The organism is Cystobacter fuscus DSM 2262 (genome assembly GCF_000335475.2).
Classification (GTDB): domain Bacteria; phylum Myxococcota; class Myxococcia; order Myxococcales; family Myxococcaceae; genus Cystobacter; species Cystobacter fuscus.
Genome location: NZ_ANAH02000031.1, coordinates 40,536 through 66,455, shown reverse-complemented (window position 1 = coordinate 66,455; position 25,920 = coordinate 40,536). Strand labels below are relative to the sequence as shown.

The 25,920-nt window shown below is 69.9% G+C and carries 20 protein-coding genes; 9 read left to right on the top strand and 11 right to left on the bottom strand.

What is annotated here, in order from left to right; all coding sequences use genetic code 11:
• The first annotated feature begins 30 nt into the window (after window positions 1-30).
• The 4 genes from D187_RS35755 (at window position 31) to D187_RS35740 (ending at window position 3,978) form a co-directional block, all read left to right on the top strand.
• Entirely contained in the window at window positions 31-519 is a 489-nt protein-coding gene (locus D187_RS35755) for a hypothetical protein (RefSeq protein ID WP_002630170.1), read from the top strand.
• Between the two features lie 229 nt (window positions 520-748).
• Window positions 749-1,744: a methyltransferase domain-containing protein gene (locus D187_RS35750; protein ID WP_043433135.1), complete on the top strand. Its 996-nt coding sequence runs from the start codon at window positions 749-751 to the stop codon at window positions 1,742-1,744.
• Between the two features lie 79 nt (window positions 1,745-1,823).
• A complete protein-coding gene (locus D187_RS35745; RefSeq protein WP_245591908.1) occupies window positions 1,824-2,573 on the top strand; it encodes a hypothetical protein in 750 nt (249 codons plus the stop codon).
• A gap of 4 nt (window positions 2,574-2,577) precedes the next feature.
• Window positions 2,578-3,978 carry a wax ester/triacylglycerol synthase family O-acyltransferase gene (locus D187_RS35740; RefSeq protein ID WP_002630167.1) on the top strand — a complete coding sequence of 467 codons (1,401 nt, stop codon included), beginning with the start codon at window positions 2,578-2,580 and terminating at the stop codon, window positions 3,976-3,978.
• Window position 3,979: 1 nt separating this feature from the next.
• Here the strand turns inward: D187_RS35740 and rsgA are convergent, their stop codons facing one another.
• The 11 genes from rsgA to D187_RS35685 all read right to left on the bottom strand — a co-directional run bounded on the left by rsgA (window position 3,980) and on the right by D187_RS35685 (window position 17,379).
• Window positions 3,980-5,020: a ribosome small subunit-dependent GTPase A gene (gene rsgA / locus D187_RS35735; protein WP_002630166.1), complete on the bottom strand. Its 1,041-nt coding sequence runs from the start codon at window positions 5,018-5,020 to the stop codon at window positions 3,980-3,982.
• A 35-nt stretch (window positions 5,021-5,055) separates the two neighbouring features.
• Window positions 5,056-6,474 carry a sigma-54-dependent transcriptional regulator gene (locus D187_RS35730; RefSeq protein WP_002630165.1) on the bottom strand — a complete coding sequence of 473 codons (1,419 nt, stop codon included), beginning with the start codon at window positions 6,472-6,474 and terminating at the stop codon, window positions 5,056-5,058.
• Between the two features lie 141 nt (window positions 6,475-6,615).
• On the bottom strand, window positions 6,616-7,686 hold the full coding sequence (locus D187_RS35725) for an alkene reductase (protein ID WP_002630164.1): 1,071 nt from the start codon (window positions 7,684-7,686) through the stop codon (window positions 6,616-6,618).
• A gap of 130 nt (window positions 7,687-7,816) precedes the next feature.
• Window positions 7,817-9,322 carry a two-component system sensor histidine kinase NtrB gene (locus D187_RS35720; protein ID WP_002630163.1) on the bottom strand — a complete coding sequence of 502 codons (1,506 nt, stop codon included), beginning with the start codon at window positions 9,320-9,322 and terminating at the stop codon, window positions 7,817-7,819.
• A 39-nt stretch (window positions 9,323-9,361) separates the two neighbouring features.
• Window positions 9,362-12,184, bottom strand: a complete 2,823-nt coding sequence (locus tag D187_RS35715) for a GspE/PulE/PilB domain-containing protein (RefSeq protein WP_020918497.1) — start codon at window positions 12,182-12,184, stop codon at window positions 9,362-9,364.
• Window positions 12,185-12,268: 84 nt separating this feature from the next.
• Window positions 12,269-13,264 carry an RDD family protein gene (locus tag D187_RS58340; protein WP_245591907.1) on the bottom strand — a complete coding sequence of 332 codons (996 nt, stop codon included), beginning with the start codon at window positions 13,262-13,264 and terminating at the stop codon, window positions 12,269-12,271.
• 118 nt (window positions 13,265-13,382) lie between these two features.
• The gene (locus D187_RS35705) at window positions 13,383-13,652 is read right to left on the bottom strand and encodes a GlsB/YeaQ/YmgE family stress response membrane protein (protein WP_002632279.1); all 270 of its coding nucleotides are present in this window, start codon (window positions 13,650-13,652) and stop codon (window positions 13,383-13,385) included.
• Window positions 13,653-13,772: 120 nt separating this feature from the next.
• Window positions 13,773-14,507 carry a 16S rRNA (uracil(1498)-N(3))-methyltransferase gene (locus D187_RS35700; RefSeq protein WP_043433158.1) on the bottom strand — a complete coding sequence of 245 codons (735 nt, stop codon included), beginning with the start codon at window positions 14,505-14,507 and terminating at the stop codon, window positions 13,773-13,775.
• 72 nt (window positions 14,508-14,579) lie between these two features.
• Window positions 14,580-15,707, bottom strand: a complete 1,128-nt coding sequence (locus tag D187_RS35695) for an endonuclease/exonuclease/phosphatase family protein (RefSeq protein ID WP_002632281.1) — start codon at window positions 15,705-15,707, stop codon at window positions 14,580-14,582.
• Between the two features lie 283 nt (window positions 15,708-15,990).
• Window positions 15,991-16,500 carry an Mpo1 family 2-hydroxy fatty acid dioxygenase gene (locus D187_RS35690; protein ID WP_002632283.1) on the bottom strand — a complete coding sequence of 170 codons (510 nt, stop codon included), beginning with the start codon at window positions 16,498-16,500 and terminating at the stop codon, window positions 15,991-15,993.
• Between the two features lie 9 nt (window positions 16,501-16,509).
• Complete coding sequence (locus tag D187_RS35685; protein WP_002632284.1) at window positions 16,510-17,379, bottom strand: 50S ribosomal protein L11 methyltransferase; 870 nt, start codon at window positions 17,377-17,379, stop codon at window positions 16,510-16,512.
• Window positions 17,380-17,604: 225 nt separating this feature from the next.
• Here D187_RS35685 and D187_RS35680 point away from each other — a divergent pair, with 225 nt between their 5' ends.
• Genes D187_RS35680 through D187_RS35660 form a run of 5 tightly spaced genes read left to right on the top strand, consistent with a single transcriptional unit; the run spans window position 17,605 to window position 25,825 of the window.
• Window positions 17,605-18,387 (top strand): pilus assembly FimT family protein, encoded by a 783-nt coding sequence (locus D187_RS35680; RefSeq protein ID WP_002632285.1) that lies wholly within the window; start codon window positions 17,605-17,607, stop codon window positions 18,385-18,387.
• 5 nt (window positions 18,388-18,392) lie between these two features.
• Window positions 18,393-18,953, top strand: a complete 561-nt coding sequence (locus tag D187_RS35675) for a type IV pilus modification PilV family protein (RefSeq protein ID WP_002632286.1) — start codon at window positions 18,393-18,395, stop codon at window positions 18,951-18,953.
• Entirely contained in the window at window positions 18,953-20,113 is a 1,161-nt protein-coding gene (locus D187_RS35670; protein ID WP_043433132.1) for a PilW family protein, read from the top strand. Before D187_RS35675 ends, D187_RS35670 begins: the two co-directional genes overlap by 1 nt.
• 12 nt (window positions 20,114-20,125) lie before the next feature.
• Window positions 20,126-20,656, top strand: a complete 531-nt coding sequence (locus D187_RS35665; protein ID WP_155893826.1) for a hypothetical protein — start codon at window positions 20,126-20,128, stop codon at window positions 20,654-20,656.
• A 9-nt stretch (window positions 20,657-20,665) separates the two neighbouring features.
• Window positions 20,666-25,825, top strand: coding sequence for a pilus assembly protein (locus D187_RS35660; protein ID WP_002632289.1), 5,160 nt, complete (start codon window positions 20,666-20,668; stop codon window positions 25,823-25,825).
• Window positions 25,826-25,920: the final 95 nt, after the last annotated feature.

The following is a 25,920-nucleotide window of genomic DNA, read 5'->3' as shown; positions in this document are numbered from 1 at the left end:
CGTGGGAGCCGTGCTCTACATTGACGCTCCATGTCCACCCTACTGAAGCCAGAGCCCCGGGTCGCCGACCCCACGCCGGTGACGCGAGGCGACGCGGTTCGCCCCTCCTCGCCGCCCCTGGCGGCCCATCTGGTGCGCGTCACGCTTCCCGAGCAGGGGGATGAGCTCAACGGCAAGGCGCTGTGTGAGCAGTTGCGTCGCTTCCTGAACGCTCATCCCGGCCCCTGCTGCTTCTTCCTGGAGGGGACGGGCATGGTGAACGCGCGCATCGGTTTCGCCAACGCCTTCAAGGAGCTGGATCGCGAGTGGGGCGCGCGCATGGAAGTGGTGTGCGCCATCCCCCTGCCCATCCCGAGGATGATGGCCTACACGGTGGCGACCATGGCCCAGGCGTCCTGGCACATCTTCCGCTCGCGCGCGGAGGCCGAGATGCACCTGCAGCTGCGCGGCTACCTCGCCGCGGATGGAAGTCCCTCCCCGCGGGGGCCGCTACACGTGAGCTTGCACCCCCTGTCCTGACGTTTCCGTCCCCCTTCGGGACTACCCCTGGGGTCGGAGCGCACCCGCCAGGAGGTGACGAAGCTCAAGGGCCGGCGCTCCCGGACTGTTCTTCCTCGGAACATCCGGGCCCCGACACCCGATGTCGCGTTCTGGCTGACTTCCTGTGTTTCCATCTTTCGGCTAGCTTCGAATCTTCCGCTCCGAGGGAGCCGGAGGAGCGGCGCATGCTGCTGGGGGGGACGAGGACATGCCGAGTTTGATGGCCTTGCGGCGACAAGCCTGGGGGGACGTGCAGTCGAAACTGCGTGACCTGCCGCGTCGGGTGAAACCACTGCGCAACCTGTGGGTGGACGAGTCGGAGCTGGCCAACCTCGGCTCGCGGTACATGCCCCTGGTGGACACGGCGAGGGTGGACGCGTACCGCAACGCCATCGAGCGCTACGTGCAGCCGGAGCACGTGGTGGTGGACGTGGGCACGGGCAACGGACTGCGCGCCATGCTCGCGGCCCGGTGTGGGCCGCGCAGGCTGTACGCGGTGGATGCCTCGAGTGATCTGGACACGGCGCAGTGGGTGGCCTGTCGCAACGGCTTCACCGGCATCGAGTTCGTGCGCGCCGACATCTCGCGCTTCCAGCCACCGGAGCGGGTGGACGTGCTGCTGCACGAGCTGGTGGGCGAGGGGGTGTTCGACGCGGGACTGATTCCCCGGCTGCTCGACGCGAGGGACCGGCTGCTCGTGCCCGGGGGCCGCATCCTGCCCCACCGCTTCGACATCTTCTTCGAGCCGGTGCAGTTGCGCGAGGAGGCGCGCGTGCCGTTTCTGTGGGATCAGCGCCTGCCGGACGTGGACTTCAGTTGCCTGCAGATCCTCCGCGACACCTTGAATCCCACGTACTTCACCCGGCTCATCCGGCCCCAGGACGTGGAGCGCTCGCTGTGTGAGGCGAGGCCCGCCTTCACGCTGGACCTGGAGACGCTGCGCTCGGGCTCGCTGCCGCGGCGCCTGGAGTTGGCGAGGCCCGTGGTGCACGGGGGCCGCATGGACGGCCTGTGCCTCTACTACCGGGCGCACTTCGATGACACGCTGTCCTATGACACCGTCCCCGAGCGTCCCCGCGCGTGCGCTCCGGTGATGTTGCTGCGCACGGACAGCCGCGACTTTGCCCGCTACGAGACGATCCGCGTGGAGATGTCGTTGCCGGAGCTGGCGGACATCACCACATGGCGGTGGAACTTCTCGTGAGGGTAGCCGCCTGCGTGTCCCGTGCCTCGTCGCGCTCCTGTTGTTGGTGACCTCGTCCGCGGGGGCTCAGGCTCCCGCGATGACCCAGGGGGCGGGCACCCCGCGCTCCCTGGCGGGCCGGTGTGGCTCGGCCAACTGGGTGTGTGTGGCCCAGTGCATCGACGTGACGTGCGTGGACCGGTGCCTGGCCGAGGGGTGTGAGAAGGCGCTGGACGCGCTGGCGGGATGCGCCGCCCGGAGCGGCTGTGGCCCGGATGATTCGGACTGCGTGGAGCGCGTGTGCGGCAAGCAGTGTGCGCGCACCTTCGAGCCCGCTCCCCGCAGCCCGGAGAAGGAGACCCCGGACCCGTGCGCGGATGGCTCGGTGGGCTCGGGCGCGGTGCCCAAGGGCATGGTGGGCACCTGGAGCCTGGAAGCGGCGAGCGTGCGCCCCGAGGAGAAGGCCAAGGTGGTGGGCCAGGACACGCCCCAGGACGTCAGGCCGCGCCCGGACTTCGAGCGCACCCTGGTGGTGACGTCCAATGGCTGCTTCCTGTTGCGCACGAAGCTGGAGGACGCCACGCTGGGCAAGGGCAGTGAGTTGGAGGTGCGCTCCTGGGGCGCCTTCGTGGTGGACGAGAAGGAGGACACGGTGGAGCTGCGCACGAAGTCCGGCCAGGCGGTGGGCACGGTGTGCGGCAAGCCCCGCGTCGTCGGCCTGTCCAAGGGCAAGTTCCAGCGGCCCCTCTACAAGTACGAGCTGGAGGGCGACGTGCTCGGGGTGACCGCGCAGACGACCGCCAAGCAGACATTCCAGTTCCGCCGGCAGGCGGAAGAGAAGGCGAAATAAGCGCATGGCCGAGCGGATGAGCCCTGTCGACGCGGCGTGGCTCCAGATGGAGGAGCCCACCAGTCTCATGGTCATCACGGCGGTGCTGTGGTTCGACGGTCCGTTGGACTTCGAGCGGCTCGCGCGCCGGGTGGAGGAGCGGCTCGTGGCGCGCCATCCGCGCTTCAGCCAGCGCGTGGTGACGCGGGGCCTGTGGCGCACGCCGCACTGGGAGGATGTGCCCGACTTCCGCGTGGAGGAGCACCTGCGGCGCACGCGGCTGCCGCCTCCCGGGGGCCGGGACGCGCTGGAGCGGCTCGTGGGCGAGTCCATGGGCACGCCCCTGGAGCCCTCGCGGCCCCTGTGGGAGCTGCACCTCTTCGAGGGGTACGAGGAGGGCTGCGCGCTGCTGGCGCGCGTGCACCACAGCATCGCGGATGGGATTTCCCTGGGGCGGGTGTTGCTCGCCCTGACGGACGCGAGCGCCGAGGAGGGACCGGAGCGGGAGGACACCTTCGAGGAGCCGGAGGCTCCGTCGGGCACCTGGACGCGGCTGTGGCGGGGCGCCCGGAAGGTGGCGGACACGACCCAGGCGGCGCTCAAGCGGGGCGGAGAGTTGTGGGCCGAGCCCATCCAGCTCATGGACCTGGCGGTGGAAGGAGCCCGGGGGGCCTCGGCCCTCAGCCGGCTCTTGTCGCTGGTGCCGGATCCCCCCTCGCCCTTCACCGGCCGGCTGGGCCCCGTCAAGCGCGTGGCGTGGTCGCGGCCGGTGCCCGTGGAGCAGGTGCGCGCCATCGGCCATGGCACGGGCAGCACGGTGAATGACGTGATGATGGCGGTGGTGGCGGGCACGCTGCGCCGCTACATGCTCGCCCGCGGCGCGGAGCCGAGGGACTTGCGCGCCGTGGTGCCGGTGAACCTGCGCTCGCTCCACGAGCCGCTGCCGCGCACGCTGGGCAACCGCTTCGGCATGGTGTTCCTGCCGCTGCCGCTCGCGTTGGAGGAGCCAGTGGAGCGGCTGTGGGAGCTCAAGCGGCGCATGGACAGCCTCAAGCGCTCGCCCGAGGCGGCGGTGGTGTTCGGCATGTTGACGGCGGCGGGCCTGGCGCCCGCGCCGGTGGAGCGCGCCGCGGTGGAGGTGATGCGGCGCAAGTCCTCGCTGGTGCTCACCCACGTGCCGGGGCCCCGCAGGCCGGTGTACCTGGCGGGCGCGCGGCTGTCGGGCATGGCCTTCTGGGTGCCCATGGCGGGACGGCTGGGCCTGGGGCTGAGCCTCTTCCGCTACGCGGGCCACGTGACGCTGGGCGTGGCCGTGGACGCGGGCCTCGTCCCGGAGCCCCGGGTGCTCATCGAGGACTTCGAGGCGGAACTCGAGGCGCTCGCCCAGGCGGTGCGCGAGGTGGGGCGCGCGACGTCCTCCTCTTGAGCTACCGGCCCTTGCGCTTCGAGCCCTGTCGTCCCCGCGTCTGCAGCGGGGTGTCGTACTCGGGGCGGGCCGTCTCCTGGAAGAGTTTGTGGAAGGCCTCCAGCCGCCCCGGGGCGAGCCGCCCCTCGCGCACGTCCTGTTGCACGGCGCAGCCCGGCTCGCGCTCGTGCTGGCAGTCGCTGAAGCGGCAGTGGGCGGCCAGCTCCTGGATGTCCACGAAGGCGTCGCGCAGGCCCTCCTCGCTCTCCAGCACCCCGAGCTCGCGCATGCCCGGCGTGTCGATGACGAGGCCCCCGCTGGCGAGCACGAACAGCTCGCGGTGGGTGGTGGTGTGGCGGCCCTTGTCGTCCTCGCTCACCTCGCGCACCTCCTGGCGCGCCGAGCCCAGCAGGCGGTTGATGAGGGTGGACTTGCCCACGCCGGACGAGCCGATGAGCGCCACCGTCTTGCCCGGACCGAGGTAGGGCGCGAGCACCTCCAGGCCCTCGCCGGTGACGGCGCTGACGGTGTGCACGGGCACGTCCTGGGCGAACTGGACGATGCGCTCGCGCTCCGCGGTGGAGTTCACGCTCAGGTCCGCCTTGGTGAGCACGATGATGGGCTGGGCGCCGCTGTCCCAGGCCACCGTGAGGTAGCGCTCGAGCCGGCGCGGGTTGAGATCCTTGGTGAGCGCGGAGACGAGGAAGACGCCGTCCACGTTGGCGGCCACCACCTGCTCCTCGGTGGTGCGGCCCGCGGCCTTGCGCGCCAGCTGCGTGCGGCGCGGCAGCACCGCCTGGATGACGGTGGTGCCCTCCTGGGAGCGCGGCTCGAAGGAGACCCAGTCGCCCACCACCGGGCGAGCCGAGTCCCCCTTGCGGATGGCCATGCGCAGCTTGCCGGGAAGCGTGGCGCGCAGCTCGCCGCCCGCCGTGCCGAGCATGTACTCGACGCCGTAGTCGGCGGTGATGCGCGCGGGTTGCTCGCCGACGCTCGCGCGGGCCCTCCACGCGTCGACGAAGGGGGGGCCCCACCCCAGCTTCTCCAAGGCCCGCTCATCCATGCTGCTGGCTCATGCGTTCTCCATGACGGGTGGGACTACACCAACCCGTACTCCTCGAGCTTGTTGTACAGGGTGCGCCGGCTGATGCCGAGCAGTCGCGCGGCGAGGGTGCGGTTGTCCCCCGCGCGTTGGAGCGCGTCCACCAGGGCCTGTCGCTCCATGCCCTTGCGCTGGGACTCGAGCGTGCGCCCCTCTCCCCCGGAGAACGACGCCGCGGCGGCGCCCGGGATTCCCGGGGGCGGGCTCGGCGCGGGCGGGGGCGCGGCCATGGGCGCGATGCCCGGCTGGCGATCCAGCTCCCGGAGCACCTCCTCCCCGGAGAGCAGGGGGCCGTCGGAGAGCACCACGAGGCGCTCGATGAAGTTCTGCAACTGGCGCACGTTGCCGGGCCAGGGCTGGGCGCGCAGCACGGCGAGTCCCTCGGGGGTGAGGACGAAGGGCGGGCGGCCGTTGGCCCGGGCGTGCACCTCGAGGAAGTGTCGCACGAGCGGCTCGATGTCCTCGGGCCGGGCGCGCAGGGGCGGCAGCCACACGGGCACCACGTTGAGCCGGTAGAAGAGGTCCTCGCGGAACGCCCCCTCGCGCACGAGCACCTCCAGGTCGCGGTGCGTGGCCGCCACGAAGCGCACGTCCACCTTGAGCGTCTGCGTGCCCCCGAGCCGCTCGAACTCGCGCTCCTGCAACAGGCGCAAGAGCTTCACCTGCACCTGGGGGGTGATGTCGCCGATTTCATCGAGGAAGAGGGTGCCGCCGTGGGCCAGCTCCACGCGGCCGGGCTTGCGCGTGGCGGCGCCCGTGAAGGCGCCCTTCTCGTAGCCGAACAGCTCGCTCTCCAGGAGCGTGTCCGGCAGGGCCGCGCAGTGCAGCTTCACGAAGGGGCCGCCGCGCCGGGGGCTCGCGTCGTGCACCGCCTTGGCGGCCAGCTCCTTGCCGGTGCCGGACTCCCCGCGCAAGAGCACCGTGGCGGTGCCCATGGCGGCGCGGCCGAGCAGCCCCTGCACGCTGGCCATGGCGGTGCTCTGGCCCACGAAGCCGCCGGGCTCCTTGCCTGGCGGGCGCGTGGCCTCCTGGTTCTGCTGCGCGCGCAGCAGCGCCTTGCGGATGCTGAAGAGGATCTCCTCTCGATCGAAGGGCTTGAGGGCGAAGTCGGCGGCGCCCGCCTTCATGGCCTCCACGGCGAGCGGCACGGTGCCGTGCGCGGTGAGCAGGATGACGGGCACGTCCGGCCAGCCGCGTTGCACCTCGGCGAGCAGCTCCAGGCCGCCCATGCCCGGCATGCGCACGTCGCTCACGACGACGTCGATGGGCTTGCGGCCGAGCAGGGCGAGCGCCTCGTCCCCGCGCGCGGCCGTGTGCACGGAGAGCCCCGCCTGGACCAGCAGCGCGCCGAGCACCTTGGCCACGGCGGGGTCGTCATCCACCAGCAGCACGCTTCCCTTGAGCGACTCGGCCACGCGGCTCCATCTCCTGGTACGGGGTGGGGCCGCGTTCCCCGGTGTGGCTCGCGCGCGCCCCCCTCGGGATGCTACCGCGCCCCGGCGGACTCGGGCAGTGCTTGCCTCGGGGCGGCGCCCGCCCGCTGGGAGCGCTTCGGCTCAGCCCGCCGTCGACAGCCGCGGATAGTCGATGTACCCCTGCGCGCCCGCCGAGTAGAAGGTCTGCTTGTCCGGCGCATTCAGGGGCGCGTTCGTGCGGAAGCGCTCCGGCAGGTCCGGGTTGGCCAGGAAGAGCGCGCCGAAGACGACCGCGTCCGCCTCGCCGTTCTTCAGCACGGCCTCCGCGCGCTCGCGGTCGAGCATGCCGCCGCGCAGGTAGGTGCCCTGGAAGAGCGCGCGGAACGTGGTGTGGTAGGCGTCGAACTGGGGGCCGAACGTGGCCACGTGCAGGTAGGCGAGCTTCAACGGCGCGAGCTGCTCGACGAGGTAGCGGTACGTCTCCCGGGGGTTGGCGTCCTTGATGTCGTTGAAGCCCATCTCCGGGGAGATCTTGATGCCCACCCGGTCGCTCCCCACCTCGGCCACCAGGGCGGCGAGGGTCTCGAGGATGAAGCGGGCGCGGTTCTCGAGCGAGCCGCCATAGGCGTCCGTGCGGGTGTTGGTGTTGCTCGACAGGAACTGCTCGGGCAGGTAGCCCGAGGCGGCGTGCAGCTCCACGCCATCGAAGCCGGCCTCCAGGGCACGGCGCGCCGCGCGGCGGTACTCGCCAATCACCTCGGGGATTTCCTCGAGCCGCAGGGCGCGCGGCTGGACGAAGGGCTGGGGCCCCGTGGAGGTGAAGCTCTGGCCCGCGGGGGTGATGGCCGAGGGCGCCACCGGGGTGGCTCCGCCGGGCAGCATGCTCGGGTGGGAGATGCGGCCGCTGTGCATGAGCTGCATGAAGATGCGTCCGCCCTGTGCGTGCACGGCCTCGGTCACCTGCTTCCAGGCCGCCACCTGCGCGTCGGTCTCGATGCCCGGGGTGCGCACGTAGCCCTTGCCCATGGCGGAGGGGAAGACGCCCTCGGTGATGATGAGCCCCGCGCCCGCGCGCTGGTGGTAGTAGGTCGGCACGAGCTCGGTGGGGACACCGGTCTGGTCGTCCGAGCGCGAGCGGGTCATCGGCGCCATGATCATGCGGTTGGTGAGCGTGTAGCGGCCGAGCGAGACGGAAGAGAAGAGCGTGGACATGAGGGACCTCGGGTGGGTGGGCGGCGAAGGCCGCCGGCGCGGGACCAACAGCGAGTCACCGTGACGAGGACAGAAGTAACCCCTTCCCATGTCTGGGCTGTAGTGCCTGCTTTGGAATGCATTGTTCCGCTCATGGAACACGCGTGGCCGAGACGGGAAGGCGCAGGGTCACCGTGGTGCCGCGCCCCTCGTGACTGGTGAGCGTCACGCGTCCGCCATGGGCCTCCACCACCCGCCGCACGAAGGCCAGCCCCAGTCCGCTGCCCGTGGCCTTGGTGGTGTAGAAGTCGTCGAAGGCGCGCTCGCGGGTGCGGGCGTTCATGCCCTCGCCGGTGTCCTCCACGCTGAGCACCACCCCCGTGTCCTCCGCTCGCGTGCGCACGGTGAGCACTCCCCCGCGGGGCATGGCCTCCAGGGCGTTGCGCACCAGGTTCTCCAGCGCGGTGGCCAGCAGGTCCCAATCCCCCGCGCAGCTCGGCAGGCCCTCGGCGAGCTCCCGGTGCAGCTCCACCTCGGGGCTCCCGGCGAAGCCCTGGAGGGACAGCACGCTCGTCACCAGGTGGTTCACGTCCAGCGGCGCGAGCAGCGGCTCCACCCGGCCCAGGCGCTGGTAGGTGCTCACCACCCGATCCAGGCGCTCCACCTGCTCGAGCAGCAGCTCGAGGAACTCGCCCTTGTCGTCCCACGAGCGGCCCCGCGCGTGCTCCTCCTGGAGGTACTGCGTGGCGCCCTTGAGCGCGGCGATGGGGTTCTTCAGGTCATGCGCCATCTGCGCGGAGAAGCGGCCCAGGGTGGCCATCTGCTCCAGCCGCTCGCGCTGGGCGGTGAAGGCGATGACGCCCCGGCGGGTGATGGCCAGCAGCGCGAGGGTGATGGCGGCCGTGCCCACCACGAGCGCGCCGTGGCGCGCGGCGAAGACGCGGAAGACGGTGAGGTAGGACAGCACGCCCACGAGCGAGAGCAGCAGCGCGTACATCGCGTGGACGTTGGACAGCTCCTGGCCGAACAGGCGCAGGCGCAGCGCCACCACGGCGATGGCTGGCAGTCCCAAGAGCGTGCCCAGGCCGCCCAGCCGCGGCACGTCCTGGCCCAGCACCGCCACCACGTCCGTGCCCAGCAGCGTCACCAGCAGCGCGAGCCCCGTGAGCAGCAGGCCCGTCCGGGCGCGCTCGGTGGAGCGCGGCTCGCGGCGCAGGTGCCAGGTGAGCAGGCCGAAGCTGCCGAGCAGGAGCGGCGCGCTCAGCGCGAGCACCATCCGCGTGAAGCCCCGCGAGTCCACCTCGTCCGCCACCCGCGGCGAGCCCAGCCCCACGAGGCTGAGGAGCGCCAGCACGCCGAAGACGGCATAGGTGGCGTACATCACCACCGCCAGCCGGCGCCGCTCGCCCACGAAGGCGAGGACGAAGTGCAGGGCGGGCGGCACGCTCATCAACGTCGCGCACGTGGCGATGAGGCGCCAGCCCGGTCCGCCCGCGTGCTCCAGGGCGAAGTCGGCGAAGTTCCACGTGGACAGCGAGATGCACAGCACCGCGAGTGGCAGCCCCATGGGACTGCGCCCCACCCGCACCAGGGCGAGGCCCGCGAGCGCCAGGAGCCCCGCGCAGGCCCCGAGGCTGATCCACGCCTGGGTCGTCATCGCCGCCCCCTCGCGTCTCTCGTGCCTCGAGCGGGCCGGCTACAGGAGGGCCAGGCGCCGGGAGCGCACGGGATCGGCCGCCACGGCCTCCCAGCGGCGCACGGCCACCTCGCGCTCGCCCTCGGGCGCGTCGGCGTAGAAGCCGAGCGTGTCGTTGAGGCCGCGGCTGAGCTCCTCGAGGGCGGCCAGCCGGATGTCCAGCTCCGGGTGGCGCAGCGCGGCCACGAGCCAGTCGGCGCGGCGGCGCCCGCGGTTCTCCGTCCACCAGGCCATCCACGCGCGCGTGTCCAGGCCGAACGTGGCGCGCGTCACCTCGCGCAGCGCGTCGGCGGCGGCCTGGGCGCATGCCTCGTCGGCGCTGTGGGTGAGCGGGATGAGGCCCTCGATGGCCTCGCGGTCATGCAGCGTGCCGAGGGCGCGCGCGGCGAGGGCACGCCGCGAGGTGTCCGGGTGGGACAGCTCCTGGCGCAGCTCGCGGCGGGCCGCGTCCATGCGGGGCAGGTGCTTGAGGGTGGCGGCGGCCACGCGCGCGGCGCTGGACAGGTCCGGCTCGGGGTCGAAGAGGCCGCGCAGGATGCCGTCCACGAGCTCCACGTAGGGCAGGTTGCCGGCGGTGAGCAGCGCGAAGTAGCGCGTGTCCGCGTCGGGCGAGTCCAGGAGGGGCGCGAGCATCTGGGCCGCGGGCCGGCCGAGCCGCGACAGGGCACCCGCGATGGGGCCGAGCTCGTCCGCCTCGGGCAGCTCCAGCACGGGCAGCCGGCTCCACGCGCTGGGGCCGGGGAAGTGCATGGCGAGCACCCGGGCACTGGCCTCGGGCGAGCGCGCCAGCTCCGCCATGGCGTTGGCGCGCTGGTTGGCGTCGGGGCCGGTGAGCCGCTTGAGCAGGGGGCCGAAGTCCGGAGGCGGACGCTCCTCCTGCGACATCACCAGTGGGGCGAGCGAGGCGGCGCGGCCCGGCACGTTGGCGGAGCGGGTGGCGAAGGGGCTCCAGCCGAGGCTCGCGGCGAAGGAGGGCGCCGGGGCCGGAGCCGACGACGTGGCGGTGTCGGACAGGTCCACGTCCACGTCGAAGTCCAGCGCGGCGGAGTGACGCTGCTCGCCCATGCGCTGCTTGCGGAAGAGCAGCAGCTCCTGGAAGGCGGCGGGCAGGTCCTGGCAGAAGAGGATGTAGTCGGAGAGCCGGCGCTGGCTGACGGGCTTCTGGCCGCAGTCCCCGTAGAGCACGGCCACGAGGCGGCCGCGCACTTCCACCGGGTAGAGGAAGAGGGTGCGCGGCGGCTGACGTCCGAACAGCTCCAGGTAGTGCCGGGTGAGGCTGTCGGGCGGCATGGGGCCCACGTAGCTGCCGCGGGTGACGGCCACGGTGCGGAAGACACTGGAGGCGTCGAGCGGAATGGACACCTGCGCGAGCGCGTCGCCATTCATGCCCTCGCCTCGCGAGTCCCAGCCCACGGCGGAGCCGCGCAGCACGGCGAAGGCGGCCACGTAGTCGAAGGTGCGGCGGCCGAAGCGCAGGGCGTTGTCGATGAGCCGGTCGCGGTCGCGCGTGGACTCCTTGAGGGCGGCGCGCGCCTGGGCGAGCGTCCACTCCGGCACGTCGTCACTTCTCGGCGCGGTGGGCTCCGGCGCGGGGGTCATGGCCGGAGGAAGCGGACGCGCGGGAGGCGCGGCCACCTCGGGAGGAAGGGCCGCCATCAGGATGGTCGGAGGAGAGGTCCGCGGCGGCTGGGCCTGGGCGGGAGGCGCGGCCTGGGTGGGAGGCGCGGCCTGGGCGGGAGGCGGAGGACGCGCGGCCTGGGGAGGCGGAGCCGCCTGCATGGGAGGCGCGGCCTGGGCGGGAGGCGGAGGACGCGCGGCCTGCATGGGGGGCGCGGCCTGGGCAGGGCCCGGAGGACGCATGGCCTGGGGAGGCGGAGCGCCCTGGGCGGGAGGCGGAGCGCCCTGGCTGGGATGCGGAGGACGCATGGCCTGGGGAGGCGGAGCGCCTTGGGCGGGAGGCGGAGGACGCGCGGCCTGGGGAGGCGGAGCGGCCTGGGCCGGAGGCGGAGGGCGCGCGGCGGGGGGCACCTGCTGGGGAGGCGCCGCGGGACGCGCGGGTTCGGTCATGTTCAGCCGCAGGGGCTCACGGGCGGGCGCGGACGGAGGCGGCGCGGCGGGAGCGGGACGCGCGACGGGGGCCGGGGCGGTGGGTGCCGGGGCTCGCTGGGGCGGAGGCTGCGGGACGGTGGGCGCCTCGAGGGTCCGCTCGAAGGGGACGGGCTCGGAGGCCACCGTGCGTGCGAGCCGCTCCACCATTTCCAGGGTGAGGGCGGCGTCCTCCCCCTCGGGCCTGGGTGGCGGGGGAGGCGGGGTGAGCGCCGGGGCGGGAGGAGGCGGAGTGACGCCCATCCGCTCGGGGTCGAGCATTCCGAGCACGGCGCTGTAGCGGGGCGTGAGGGGCAGCCGGTAGATGACGGAGATCCACTCGCGCACGCGGACCTCGGTGGCCACCCACAGTTCCAGCGACTTGCCGAGCAGGAAGCCGACCTCTTCCAACTCCTTGCGGGGCACCGGGTAGCCACAGGCCACGTGCAGGGTGCTGCCATCGAGCGACAGGGGAACCACGCACAGCCGGTCGGCGATCTTCGGAGGGATGAAGGAGGCGACGTCCGCGTTGGGCTCGAAGTCGGCGAGGTTCACCGGACGCAGCCCCGACGCCTCCCCGAGCGCGTGGAGCACCTGGGGCTCGGCGAGCCACTGGCGCTCCAGCAGGGCGGTGTCGAGAGCGCCCCCGTACGCCGCTTGATGGCGCAGGGCCTCCTCGGCTTTGTCCTGGGGGAGGAGTCCCTGGGCGATCAGGGTGTGGGCGAGTTGAGAAGGCATGGGGGGTCCGGCATCTTAAAGCCGCGGAAGGCGGGCACAACGAATCCTTTAATCCGTTGTCAACCCGCTCCCCCCCCAGGTCATTCAGCTCGGTTGGACGACGTAGGTGGACGTCAGCTTGTCGTGGAGCGTCTGGCCCCGCCGGTCGAAGAGGGCCATCCAGAAGCCGGCGAGGAAGAAGCCGAAGGATACGCTGGCCAGCAGGGCGCGCACGACGGCCCGGCCCGGAGCGGGCGCCTGTCCGCGGGTATCCACGAGCCTCAGGCCGAGCAACCTGCGGCCCAACGTGCGGCCATTCCAGAGGACGGCGGCCACGGCGCAGTACACGAGTGACAGGAGGATGAGGAGGATCACCCCGGGAATCAGCACCGACTGGAGGGAGCGGACCTGGAGGAGGAACAGGTCGAGTCCCGTGAGGGTGGTGGAGGGGGCCTGGACACCAGCCACGGAGGAGGCGAGCAGGAGGTAGAGAGCGACCACGCCGAAGATGGCGCTCGCGTCGACGCCGAAGGCGAGCAGCCGGCGCCAGAGGGAGGCCGGACGGGCGTGGACTTCTCCGTCCGTCGCGGGCTTCACCGCGGGCTTCACCGCGGGCGGAGCGGCACGCGGGGCGCTCGGGGCGGGTGCCTCCTCGTCGATGTCGACCGGGAGGGAGTCCTCTTCACGGGCCGCGTACGGAAGCGGGGCGGCGCCGGGCAGGCCCGGGGACGGGGAGCGGGGAGGCATGACGGGCAGGCCGGGAGCGCCCTGGGACACGGGGGCGGGAGTCGAGGTGGCCACACCGGACCAGGGGGCGGACGGGGCCGGTGGAGGTGGCGTGCGGGCCGGGCCGCGCGCGGGAGTCATTCCCGGAGGGGTGGTGCGAGCGGTCATTCCCGGAGGCTGGGGCAGGGGTCCCGCCGGAATCGTCACCGCCTCGCTGTCGCTGTCCGCGCCCCGGTCCGGCCGACGGCGGTCGATGTTGATCTCCCGGTCCAACAGGTTCGGGACGGCCCGAGCCGCGGACTGAGACGCGGCGGCGCAGGTGGGGCAGTCCCCGACGGGCGGCAGCGAGGCTCCGCATTTCAGGCACTTGGACAACGTTTCCTCCAGGCTGAAGAAGGCTGTAGCAGCATGAAACGCCCTCCCCGTGCCGGGAGCAAGAAAACCGCCGCGAGCCCGAGGCCTCCCCGTCTGGTGGCCTACGGGACCGCCTTCCTCACGTGACGGGGCGGTTGCGGGTGACGAGCATCGTTCCGACCGAGAAGAGGAGGGCGCCGACGACGGCCAACACGATCCCCATGGGACTGAGGCTGGCGAGCATGTGGGTGGGCGCGATGGCCGAGCCGATGAGTCCTCCGAGGGTGCCTCCCGCCATGCCAAGCAGCACGCTTCCCCAGAGTCCGACCTGGCGCGTGGCGGGCATCGCCACGAACGAGAGGACGCCGATGACGAGCCCAATGAACGTGTAGACGACGAAGATGGCCATGAGAAGACGCTCCCTCGCGTAACCCCTCGGGGTTGGGTGGACCGACCGTACGAGGCAAACCTAGGAACGCGAGCGGGGAGCGGTCAGACGGTGGGGGACGAGGGCTTCCGTTCCTGGCCGCTAGCCGAGTTCCCCATCCAGGTGGGCCATGACGGTGAGCGCGGCGAGCGCGGCCGTCTCGGTGCGCAGGATGCGGCGGCCGAGCGTGACGGGCCGTGCGCCGAGCGCCTGGAGGGCGGACACCTCCTCGCGGGTGAGTCCTCCTTCGGGGCCGACCACGAGCGCCACGGGGGTGCCGCCGGGACGCGAGCGGAAGGCCTCGCCCAGGGGAACGGCGGATTCCTCCTCGTCGAGCACGAGCAGGAGCGTGTCCGGGGAGAGCGAGCGCGCGGCCTCCAGCAGGGCGCGAGGCGGGTGGACGCGGGGCACGTCGTTGCGCCGGCACTGACGGGCGGCCTCCTCGACGATCTTCGTCCAGCGCGCGGTGCGCTCCTCGGCGCGCTTGGGCTCGAGCTTCACCACGCTGCGCGCGGCGGCCACGGGGTGGAAGGCGGTGGCGCCCAGCTCGGTGCCCTTCTGCAGCACCCACTCCAGCTTGTCCCCCTTGGGCAGGCCCTGGAGGATGTGCACCTCGCGCGAGGGCGGCGCGTGCCGGGCCTCGCCGAGCCCCAGGCGCACGCCGTCCTCCCCGACCGCGAGCACGCGCGCGGAGAAGGCGCGGCCGGCGCCGTCGAAGACCTCGAGCACGGAGTCCTCGGCGAGCCTCAGCACGTGCAGGAGGTAATGGCGCCGCTCGCCCGAGAGCGTCACCTCGGTGGGGGCGGGCTCGGGGAGGGGAACGAAGAGTCGGACCACGGCGAGGGTGTCCTCCAGCGGGGGGAAGGGGAAGGACTTCACCAGGAAGCCGCCCCTTCCACCAGGGCCGGCTCAGTGCCGCGTGTCGCGCAGCTTGAAGTCGGCGATCGAGGGCAGATGGTCCGACGCGTCGGTGGAGTGGTCCACCTCGAGCAGCAGGGGCTCGAGTTCCTTCGTGGCGAAGAAGGTGTCGAAGCGCTTGCCAGTGGAGGGCACGATGCCGTTGCCGTTGGGCAGCGAGTTGAGGGTGGACATGTCGGCCACGTCCTGCAGCCGCATCCACTGCGCGGAGTCCTTCGGGTACTTGCCGGCGACGAGCAGCTCGCGCGCCTCGTCGGGTTTCATGTGCGAGCCATCCGGCATGCGCACGCGCAGCTCGCGGGCGCGGCGCAGGGGGTCGTGCAGCTCGTGCTCGAGCGCATGGAGCGCGCGGCGCACGCGCACGTCGCCGATGTTGCCCACGCCCCAGTCGCCCACGCTGGGGTGCACGTCGCCGTAGCGCGACTCGTAGTCGCGGATGGTCTCGGTGGGCTCGTGCTTGCGCAGGGGGCTGGGCAAGAGCGAGTAGTGCTGCTTGACGTTGATGTTGGCGTTGAAGTCGCCCAGGGCGATGGAGGGCACGCCCTCGCGCGCGTGCACGAGCGCCTGGAGCTGCCAGAGCTGACCGGCGTTGACGCCGCTGTCGCCCAGGGTGTGGTGCACGTTGTAGAGGGCCACCGGGCGGCCGTGCACGTCGATCAACGCGAAGAGGGCGCCCCGGTCCTCGTCCAGCTCGCCCACGAAGCCCTGGCGCGCGACGGCCGCCGCGCGCGCGTCCGCGGGGAAGTCATAGGTGAAGTGCACGGCCTCCTCGATGGGGTGACGGCTGAGGATGGCCTTGCCGTTGACCACGGGCCCGTGGATGTCGCGGCCCTGGTAGGCCACGTGGAAGCCGAAGTCGCGCGCGAGCTCCATGGCCGTGGGCTGACTGGCTTCCTGCAGCGCGATGACGTCCGGCATCCGGCCGCTCGCCTCGAGCTGCTCGAAGTAGTGCTGGAGCAGGGCGCGGCGCTCGCCGCCCAGGAGGATGTTGTACGTCATCACGCGCAGGCACCCGTCCCGGGGTGGACGGGGCTGGGGATGGTGCACCAGCAACGTGACTCCCGTGCCCAGTTGGCGAGGGCCCGTGGCCGCCTGGAGCGACTCGAACCCCTGGAACACGTGGAGGGGCTCGCGGTGCGGCAGGTGCGAGGGGGGAGCGAGGGGAACTCCGTCGATGACCCCTCTTCCGAAGGGGAGGCGATCCAGAAGTCTCGAAAGGGCCTGTCCTGGCATGAGTCCTCGGCGTGAATGAGTGGCTCGCGCTGCGAGCTTCCCCCCACAATCTCGGGCGCGTACGGGCGCCCGCCAACCCGTGCCGTCTCCGACGGGGGTGGAAGGAGGGGGAGCCGAGCCCAGGAGGACAGGCCTGGACGGCGGCACACCAGCCGAGCGGGGCCGGGGACTACGTGTGGGCCTGGCGGTCCCGGCCGTCGGCGGTGGACGAGGCGTGGGCGTCGGCGGGCAGCTTGTAGTCGCCCGTCAGCACGGCGACGAAGAAGAGCGGCCCCACCAGGGCATGGACGAGGTTGGTGAGGAAGGAGGGAGACTTCTTCTCCCAGACGGAGTGGCCGGCGAGCTGCACGCCCCAGCCCACCACGGCGAGCGCGATGACCGTCCAGACGGGCAGCAGCCGTCCGAGCGGGATGCACAGCAGCATGAAAGCCGAGACGATGAGGCCCAGCTTCGGGTCGGCGCGCAGGTACCAGAGCAGGCTGGTGAACCAGCCCACCATGGCGAGCGTCAGCACGCCGCCGGGCAGTGCCGGCACGGGCACCAGCCGCACCCAATCCAGCATCGCCACGATGTGCAGGACGATGACCGGGATGGCGATCTTGTGGGTGAGGCGGTTGGTGGGGTGCTGGTGCGAGGAGTAATACTCGTCGAACAGGGCCTGGGTCCGTGGTCTCAGCATGGGGAGAGTCTAACCCCGGTGGAAGTCCAGCCGCACCCACTCGCCCTGCTGGGCACCCGGCTCGGCCACCAGGCCGAGCTTCACGTAGGCCGCCTCCACGTCCGCCTTCTGGTGCGCGAGCACGCCCGCCAGCAGCAGCTTGTCCTTCACCCGCGAGACGATGAGCGGCGCCAGCTCGATGAGCGTGTTGGCGAGGATGTTGGCCACCACCAGGTCGAAGACGCCGTCCACCGCGTCGAGGCTCTTGCCGGACAACTCCAGTCCAGGGGTCGCGTTGACCTCGGCGTTCTCCCGGGCGAGCTCCACCGACACCGGATCGTTGTCCGTGCCCACCACGCGCCCGGCTCCCAGCTTCTTCGCGGCGATGGCCAGCACTCCCGTCCCCGTGCCCACGTCCAGCACGCTCGCGCCCGGATGGGTGGCCATGTAGTCATCCACCGCACCCAGACAGAGCGAGGTGGTGGGGTGGTCGCCGGTGCCAAAGGCCATCTTCGGCTCGATGACGAGGCGCACCCGGTCGGCCGGGGCCTGGGCGACTTCCCAGGGGGGACCCACCCACAGCCGGCCCACCTGGACGGACTTGATGTGGACCTTCCAGGCGTTGCTCCAGTCCTGCTGGGCCTCCTCGGCGAGCTGCAGCCTGGCCGAGGGGAAGCTCTCGGCGAGCTGGGCGCGGGCGTCCTCGGCCGTCTCGGCGTCCTCGAAGTAGGCCACGAGGATGGCCTCGCCTGGCGCGGGCGCCCGGACGCCGGGCATGGTGGGCCCCTCGCGATCCCTCACTTCCAGTCCCAGCACGCCCACGTCGTGGAGCAGATCCTGCGCCGCCTCTGAGTCCCCGTCCGGCAAGTCCACCGTGAGGGTTTGATACGTCCCCGTCATGTCGCCCTTCTCGCATCTCTCGTTCTTCTCGGGAAGATGCCGGGTGGGCTGCAGTGGAGGAAGAAATTTCGAGGTGGCGGGCGCTTTGCTCGTCGGCCCTGGAGGGGACTGGCAGGTGAGGCGATTTCCTCTTGTGGAATTTGCGGTAAGCTCTCCGCCGAGACCCCTTTTCAGGCCCCCGTTGTCCAGCCTCTTCCCGTGTGCGCCCGTGATTCAGGATGGAGTATGAAGCGAACCCGTCGCAATACCGGCTTCTCCCTGCTTGAGCTGATGACGGTGGTGGGCATCATCGGCATCCTCGCCGCGCTGTCGCTGGCCGCGTTGGAGGTGTTGCCACAGCGCACGCGGCTGACGGGCGGCGCGCTCGAGTTCGCCGCCGTCATCTCCAGTGCCCGCTCCCAGGCCTACGGCCGCAACCAGCGCGTGGCGGTGGTGATCAACGCCGCCACCCAGAATCTCGGCCAGCCCATCCGCTACTGGGTGGTGGTGGACAAATGGTCGGACCTGGCCAAGGCGCTGAGCAACACGCCGAATTGGACGGGGCTGAATGACCTCAAGCCCACTTCTCCGTCGAAGACGGAGGATGCCTTCATGATGTACGACTCCGGGCACTTCAACTCGTCGGTGCGGGTGTATCCGCCTGGTTTCATCGGCGCGGTGGGCTCGATGACGCACCCGTCCTGCGGCAAGTCGGAGTTCGCCGACATCCGTCTGGCGCGTGGGCAGCCCTCGAGCTCCGACGACATCTTCCCGCCGCCCTACTGCTTCGTGCCGAGCAGCAAGGGGTGCACCTTCTGCTCCGGAGATGGTGTCTCGCAGCCCGTGCGCGGCGTCATCTTCTTCGAACCGGATGGCTCCGTGCGGTTCGCCGACGCGTCGGGGACTCTTTCCAACGTGGGCGCGGCCTCCATCACCTTCCGGCCCACCGACAGCGGGCTGGAGAATGTCCAGGCCGTCGTCATCACCAACACCGGTCTTGTGCGGACCTTTTCGGCGTCCACGAGGTGATTTCCATGCTGCCAAGGGCCTCCTTCCGCCCACGCCACGGCTTCACGACCATCGAGGCGCTCGTCGCCGCGGTGGTGTTCCTCCTGGGTCTTTCCGGTCTGCTGGGCGCGCTCACCCAGGCGCGCAACGCCACGGGCCAGGCGCGCCGGTACATGCAGGCCACCGACATCGCCAATGACCTGGTCGAGCAGATCCAACTCTGGCGCTTCGACGACCCGCGCCTGGACCCCAAGGCCGGCGTGTGCAATGACGATCCCCTGGACAAGGCGGGCGCCATGCTCAAGTCCAAGGAGTCCGCTGAATACGTGGCCTACACGAAGTGCATGCGGGACGACTTCGACATCAAGCCCAACAACCGGCAGTGGTCGGGGCTGGCGGCGCCCGAGTTCAAGGACGAGCAGGGCAATACGACCACCTACTGGCGCTACTTCATGGTCCGCAAGCAGGTCGTGAACCCGAGCGTTACGCGTCTACAGATCTGGGTGAAGGTGCGCTACGACGACGCGGGCGAGCCGCGGGTCGTGACCACCCAGGCGATGCGCATTCAGATGCTGGGGCTCCAGTGATGAGACAACGGCAAGGCTTCTCCCTCATCGAGCTGCTGGTGAGCTCCGCCGTGACCTTCCTCACGGTGCTCACGGTCTCCGCCGCGTTCCTCAACTACTCCCAGTCCTTCTACACACAGGCGGGGATTCGGGGGGGACAGGCCTCGTTGCGGCAGAGTCACCTGATGGTGATCCGCAACCTGCGCATGGCGGGCTATGGCATTGATCCCCACCTGGCCTTTGACTTTCCCGATGGCTGGCGGCGCAACGATACGAACAACAGGTCCAACCGGCTCGTCTTCCGGATGCGCAACCCGGCGTTCAACGCCATGGCCACGAAGATCGACGGCTCGTCCATCACCCTCTCCGCGCCGCTGCGGGAGAGGCTGCGTCAGGGACAGATCATCCAGGCCGTGTGCAATGGATCCGCCAGCTGGTCCTATGCGCAACTGAGCGCGGATGCGATGGCGGGCAGCAGCGCCCTGCAACTGGCGCCCGCGACCAACAAGTTCCCCAACAAGAACGGCGATTTCAACACCGCGAGCTGCTTCAAGACGGCCGGAATCAACAACAAGGTCTACATCTTCAAGATCGACGTCTACGACTACTCCATCCGGTTCATCGATGGCCGCCCCTACCTCTTTCGCCAGCATGGGCTCGGCCCCAAGTCCTCGATCGACCCCTATGGTGAGCCGGTGGCCGAGGACATCGAGGCGTTCCGCGTCACCTTCCTTCGGGAGGATGGCACGCCCTTCATCCCGAATCCCGCGGAGCCCGCGCCGACCTACGAGACGGCCGCGGACCATGCGGACCGTCTGAACAAGAACCCGGCCAACATCCGCGCGGTCATCGTGGGCATGGTGGCGCGCAGCAGCACCCGGGATCTGTCCACGACCGCGGACAACAGCATCCCCCCGTTCAGCAAGCGGGAGGAGTCGGTGGCGGCTTTCAATCCGACGGCGGGTGATCGCGCGCAGGAGCTCCCGCTGGAGAACAAGATCGAGCTGGATCGGGCCACCAACCAGAAGCTGAGCCCGGGAATCCGGCGGGTGGTGTCCGAGATGACCGTGCAGGTGCGCAACATGCGCTCCTCGGAGATGCCTCTCCCTCTCTATTCGCTGGCGACGGGCTCCTGCGAGGGCAGCGTTCCCAGCGACGACTACAACTGTGCTGGCGGCTAGGAGAACTTTCCCATGAGAAGACGCCTCGGCAGACGCGGTTCGGTGCTGTTGCTGGTGGTGGTGTTGCTGGCGGTGCTCAGCCTGTTGGCGGCCGCCGCCCTGTCCTTTTCCCGCAGTGAGCTGGGCGCGGTGAAGAACGAGCGCTCGGGAGACGAGCTGCTGTCGTGCGCGGACGCGGGCCGTCAGTACGTGCTCTCGCGCTTCAGCACCAATAACTCGCCCACGCAGTTGACGACGGTGAACGTCAATCTCAACGCCGACCTCAGCGACGAGCTGAAGTCCAAGTGCCCGGACGACAAGAGCATTCCCGCGGACGCCCGGTGTATGCGCAGTGGCCACCTCGGGCAGGTGGTCACGGGCATCTCGGGCGTCACGGCCGTCCAGGGGTCCGCGGGCGGCAGTCGCCGCGCGCTTCGTGATTTGAGCAACAGTATCGGGCTTAATACGCTGGGCGCTGGTGTCCCCTACAAGATTACAGTCCACTGTCTGGATGAGAACGGACGAGGGACCGAAGTGGAGTTCGTGGTGCGGTTCGGTCTCTAGGAGCCTTTGATGATGCGCATCAACTTCGACACCCTTCGACGTGCGTGGAAGCAGTCCTTCTCGCGCAGGATGGGCCTGGCCTCGGGAGTGGTGGTGGTGGGGGCCGCGGGATTGGCGGCCATGGAGAGCCGTTCGGGTTCGATCGACACACCGGCCAAGGCCGCGTGCTGCTCGAGCGCCGTGGCCGTGGGCGACGCGATGATCAGCCCGGCGATCGGGGCGGACAAGGACTTCTTCGAAGTCCCCTCCAGCCCTCCGAGCGCCATGTTCCTGCTGGGCAACAACGAGTCCATGCAGGACTTCCCCACCGGCCAGTACCTGCCCGAGGCCTTCACTCCGGGTTACTCCCCGACGTCCGGAACCAAGAAGGGAGATCTTGGCTTCGACGACCCGGACTACGGCCACTTCATCAACACGGGCTGCACGGATCCGGCGCTCGTCAACGCCATGAGCTGGTTCGACAAGGACAGCCCGGACCAGAACAAGAACGGCTCCATCGTCTACGACGACGACAGCGATCTGGACGACCTCTACTTCGATCCCAGCCATTTCTACAACGCGCGTGGTCGGCGCATCGCCTGGCAGGTGGAGGAGTTCCCCTACTCGATGGGCGTGATGTTCAAGAGCATGAACAGCATGACCGAGGTCACCGTGGCCTGCCGGCAGCTGTGGAACTACGACAGCAAATATCCCAACACGCCCGTCTTCAACGAGTGCGTGAGCTGTCTGACGACCAAGGGCTGGTGGCGGGGTCCGCTCGTGCCCGCGACCATCAACGACAAGGGCGGACACATGGGTCCGCCGAGGGGCAAGGACGAGCCGCCGCTGCCCATCGAGGCCAAGCGCAAGTGGCTCGTCAGTGGCCGCGTGCTGAACGTGCGCCCGCCCAAGTTCGTGGTCGCGCGCAAGGTGCTCAAGGGCGTCATCAAGGATGCTCCCAACGTCCGTATGGGCGTGTCCACCTTCGGTGGCGATCGCGGCTGGTTCGATCCGCCCTCGGTCATCGAGGAGCTTCGTCCGCGCTGCGACGCCTCCTACCCCGTCATCAAGGAGGCGGAACTCGACCGGCGCAAGCTGATGGATGCCGTCAACACAGTGGCGTTCCGCAACAACGAGCGTTCCATCGGTGAGGCCCTCTTCGGTCTGGGGGGTTACTTCTCCTCGCAGATCGTGGACAACCGGTGGGGGACCTGGTTCGCCCAGCCCATTGGCAACACCATCTGGGGCTGGCCGGGACAGCCGAGTGGCGGCACCTACAACAATCCCTACGGCGGCAACCAGCCCGGTGGCGGTTACGGCAAGAGCAGCGATGAGTGGCTCAAGGCGCCCTACCTCGATCCCGCCACTGGAATCATTCTTCCGGGCCAGCGCTGGGAGACCGGTGGCCAGTACAGGTCGGTGTGCTTTGGCTGCCAGGTGAGCTCGGTCATCGTGCTCACCGATGGCGCGCCCATGTACGACAACTCGGTGCCCATCACCAAGATGATGTCGTTGCTGTTGGCCCAGAACGCCAAGCACGAGACGCCGGACAAGGCGCCCATCACGTTCAATCCGACCGATCCCGAGCACAACCCGAACGTGGGTGGCGTCAACTACTGCGACCAGTTCGAGAAGGCCCCGGGCGTCAAGGCGACCAAGGAGGACTGTGACTACACCGAGTACAACTGGCCGCACGGCCTGGGTGTGGGCAACAAGAACTTCATGGATGACGTGGCCTACTTCATGGCCCACTCCGACCTGCGTGGCGACATGGAGGGCGTGCAGTCGATGCGCACGTACACCGTGGGTTATGGCGACAACAGCCCCATGCTCCAGAGCATCGCCCTGGCGGGCAAGGGCAAGTTCTACCGCGCGAACAACGCCACCGAGCTGCGCCAGGCCATCATCGACGCCCTGGGCGACATCAAGCAGCTGTCCACCTCGTTCGCCTCCGCCAACATCTCCGGCGTGCAGACGGGCGGCATGGAGTCCTCGGTGTTCGTGCCGCGCTTCGTTCCGCGCCGCAGCCGTCCGTACGAGGGCAGCCTCTACCGCTTCTTCTATTACAGCGAGTTCGCCCAGGGCTGCGAGGCGATGCCGGCCGGAAGCACGACGAAGCACGCGGCCGACCTCAACAAGGATGGCGACTGCGACGACACGTTCTTCCTGGACAAGCCGGCGGGCTTCCCGGGCGGCTTGCCGAAGGGCTCTGACTTCACCGCTTCCAACATCGTCCAGGAGAACGCCGAGGGCATCTGGGTCAAGGTGAACACCGCGTCCGTGATCGACGGCACCCTTCAGGGTGGCACGCCCGCGGAGCCCTTCTGGAACCTGGGCGAGACGGTGGGCAACCGCAAGGCGGCCGCCAAGTGCAACCTCGACAACCCGCTCGATCCGAACAGCGGCCGCTGCATCTTCACGCTCGTCGATCGGGACAACGACGGCAAGTTCACCTCGGAGGACAACCCGCCCATCGAGTTCCACGAGGAGAACCTGCCCGTGCTCAAGAGCTACCTGCTGGCGGGCGGTGATTCCTTCTGCAGCATGCTCTACACCAAGCAGCTCAAGGGCACGTGGGAGGGCACCCCCGCGCAGCAGAACGACTGCGCCCTGCAGCTCGTGCGCTTCGTGCGTGGCATGGACGTCTTCGACTACGACGGCGACTCGAATCGCAACGAGGAGCGGCCGTGCGCGGAGAACGTGGATCCGAATGATCCGAGGTCCTGCAAGCTCGCGGACATCTTCCACTCCACCCCCGTGACGGTCGAGCCGCCCGTGGATCCGTTCGTGTGCTCGCTGGGCCTGAGCGGCCAGTGCGTGTCCACGCTCTACGAGGACTTCTCGTACTCGGTGACCACGGATCCGCTGTGCTCGTCGAGTGGCGGCAAGAAGCCCTGCTACACGCCCACGCCCATGGCCACGCCGCGCAGCAACACCAACCGCTACGGCGTCTATAGCGAGTACATGAAGCACGACCCGGTGGCGCGGCGCGATCGCATCGCGCTGGTGGGCTCCAACGGCGGCATGCTGCACGCGGTGCACGTGGGCAAGGCCACGCAGACGAAGACGGGCGCGCTGGACAGCATCCATGACATGGGGACGGGCCAGGAGATGTGGGCCTTCGTGCCGCCGGATCTGATGCCCAAGCTGGGCCTGATGGTGTTGAACCACGAGTACTTCGTGGACGGCACTCCCATGGTGCGTGACATCTGGGCGGACGGCTCGCCCGACGGCACGTTGCAGGCCCGCGGCCGCGACGGCGTCAAGCAGCTCAAGGAGTTCCGCACCATCGCCGTCATCGGCGAGCGCAGCGGCGGCCAGCGCTTCATGGCGCTCGACGTGACCGACCCCTACTCCATGCTCAAGGCGGTGAAGAATCCGACGGACACGACCCAGAAGCCGTTCCGCTGGATGTTCCCCAACGCCTGCGACAAGGAGTCGCTGACCATGGGGCAGTCCTGGTCGAACTTCGCGCCCAAGCCCCCGCCCATCGGGCCCGTGCGCCTCAAGGCCTCGGCGACCGCTCCGGCCAGTGACAAGGACCGGGGTTGGGAGGAGCGCTGGGTGGCGGTGCTCAATGGTGGCTTCAGCCCGGACCTGTCGCGCGGCCGCGGCGTGTACATGCTGGATGCCTGGACGGGCGAGCAGCTGTGGTCCGTGGAGGCTCATCCGGGTGGTGCGGACAGCAGTGATTACGCCAAGATGATCAACAAGATGCAGCCAGTGGTGGCCGCGCCCGCGCTGGTGGACATTGGCAAGGGAGAGAACCTGCAGCGCGACATGGACGGCTTCTTCGACACGATGATCGTCGGAGACATGGGCGGCCAGGTGTGGACGTTCCGCTTCCATGAGCCGGGTGATGTGGACAACAGCACGGGGCTGGTGAAGAACTGGTTCGGCGCCCGCTCGCTCGAGGTGCAGCGTGAGGACGCCCTGGTCAACGGTCACCAGAAGGCGCCCTTCTTCCAGGTCGCCGCCACGGTGTTGCAGCCGGACACGGGGTGGTTGCGCAGCTTCATGGGCACGGGAGACCGGCAGCATCTGCGCACCTCGCCGGGCTCGGACTGCAACGCGGATGACCTGCTCGCGTGCATCCGGCTCAAGTGTGACGTGAAGGCGTCGTTCGCCGGCGAGGTGAATGGCCAGAAGCGCACCAGCGTCGTCGAGTACAAGGCGGGCGTGCTCACCAACAGCTCGGAGAGCTGGGCGAGCACCGCGGGTTCGGCCTGCTCGGGCTCGAAGATGGAGTTGACCGAGCTGACGCTCAGCTGCCCCGCCGGCGCCTACGGTACCGGCATCTTCCCGGTCGGGGGTGGAACGCGGACGTATAGCTCCCAGGCGTCCTGCTCGGGTTCCAACGGCTCCTGGACGTGTGACAACAATCCGCTCAACACGAGCGAGCGCCATGATCAGATCCTCACGGCCGACGAGAAGATCACCGTGGGCACCAACCGCTTCTTCGGCTTCCTCTCCTACGGTGGCCCCAAGCGTCTCTTCTCCGACGAGATAGGCGCGGTCGCGTTCGACAAGATGCGTGTGACGGACAAGCAGGGCGTCAAGTGCGAGACCATGAACTGCTCGCTGACGGACGTGACCGTTCCGGCGGAGTACTACGCCTACACGCAGCCCGACGTGCGTGGCGTGAAGCAGCGCTACATCACCAAGGCGAACCTGGAGAAGGTGCCGTGGCCGTCGTCCGAGGATCCGGGCTGGTTCGTGCGCTACACCAACACCGTGGCGGAGCGGACCGCGACGGGCTCGACGGTGCTCGCGGGTGTCGTCTTCTGGTCCTCCTTCTCTCCGTCCACGACGGCGGGGAAGGATGCCTGCTCGCTGGCGGGACTGGGTGACAGGTCCTACTCGTGGCAGGCGGATGCCATCACCGGCAGGCCGGATTTCGCCTCGGGCTTCGAGGTGCCGGGGCTGGGGTGGATCCTCTCGCGGGAGCAGCCGACGGCGGCGCCTCCGGGCAACCCCTCGCCCATCATCTCCATGTCGGCGACGCAGGGCATCCGCTACGAGGTGGCCATCTCCAGCGCCGGCTCGGCGCCGAACACGGAGACGTTGGGCAACAAGAAGAACGCGACGCCCGACATCTCGTGGATGGAGGTGCCTCGCAACCTCCACGAGTGCCGTCACGAGGACCCCAGCGCCTGCAACAACGAGGAGACGGCGCAGACGACGCCGTAGTCCCCTCGCTGGACCGGGCCTCGCGCCGAGGCCCGGGACTCGCGCTTCCCCTCTCCCCCACCGCGGGGAGAGGGGTTTTGTTTTTCAGGGCCCGG